The organism is Rudanella paleaurantiibacter, from assembly GCF_009184635.1.
Lineage (GTDB): Bacteria > Bacteroidota > Bacteroidia > Cytophagales > Spirosomataceae > Rudanella > Rudanella paleaurantiibacter.
Window position 1 is genome coordinate 1 of record NZ_WELI01000032.1, and the last position, 1,195, is coordinate 1,195.

1 protein-coding gene is annotated in these 1,195 nt (G+C 51.7%); it reads right to left on the reverse strand.

The window, feature by feature from the left end:
- Positions 1 to 39: 39 nt before the first annotated feature.
- Positions 40 to 1,121, reverse strand: a protein-coding gene (locus F5984_RS26445) for an IS3 family transposase (RefSeq protein WP_221412980.1) whose coding sequence is annotated in 2 segments (ribosomal slippage) — positions 40 to 875 and positions 875 to 1,121 — 1,083 coding nt in all. Because the reading frame shifts where the segments join, the coding sequence is not laid out codon by codon here.
- Positions 1,122 to 1,195 lie beyond the last annotated feature (74 nt).

Sequence of the window (1,195 nt, forward strand, 5' to 3'; positions counted from 1 at the left end):
TGTCTTTGCCCCCTTTCGTGAGCCAGTTTGCACTGGAGTTTAAGCCGCCTGTCGGTACTCGACAGGTGTCATGAACCTCAAGGCCTGGTGAGGGCGTTCCGTGTTGTATTCGACCAACCATTCATCCACCACCCGACGCGCCTGCTGAACACTACTAAACAGGTTGGGATTCAGCACTTCCCGCCGAAACGTCCCATTGAACCGCTCAATATACGCATTCTGCGTAGGTTTGCCCGGCTGGATGCGAACCAACTCAACTTCATTCGTTTGACACCAGGCTTGCAACTCATCGGCGATGAACTCCGGGCCATTGTCTGAGCGCAATCGCTGGGGCTTGCCTCGTTCGTCCACCAGCCGATCCAGCAAGCGAGTGACCCGTTTGGCCGGTAGAGAGAAGTCAATCTCAATACCCAGAGCCTCTCGGTTGTAGTCATCTAACACGTTCAGGGTGCGGAACTTGCGCCCATCGGTTAAGCTGTCACTGGTGAAATCCATTGACCAGCACTCATTACAGGCCTGTGCCTGCACCAGTGGTTTACGCACCGCTTCAGGTAGCCGCTTCCGGCTTTTACGGCGTAAGTTCAAACCCGATAAACGATATAATCGTCTGACCCGCTTGTGGTTAACACACTCGCCTTGTTTGCGTAAACGCCGATAAATTTTCAACACTCCCCACTGTTTATGGCGTTTAGCCAAAGTCTCAATCTGTTCTTTGAGAGCCGCATCTTTTTCGTTAACGGCTACTGGCTCCTGCACCGCGTTCCGGCTTAACCCTACCCAACGGCAGGCCTTGCGCTGGCTTACCTGCTTCTCCTCCATCATCCACCTCACTAACGCTCTGCGCTCGGTAGGGTTCACCACTTTTTTGTGAGCGCTTCTTTGGTAACATCGTGTTGCAAACTCAGGTCGGCATACATTTTCTTGAGCCGCCGGTTCTCTTCTTCGAGTTCTTTAATGCGTTTAATGTCGGATGCCTGCATCCCACCAAATTTGGTTTTCCAGGCATAAAACGTGGCCTCGCTAATGCCGTGTTCGCGGCTGATCTGGGCCACGGTCTGACCATTGTCCTGCTGTTTGAGGATGGCCACCATTTGCGATTCGGTGAATCGGTTTGCTTTCATTTCCCTTTTGTTTACCGTGAAAATTAAGATTTTTGCTCTATTTTTCACTGGCTCACTTTCAGGGGTTCAAGACA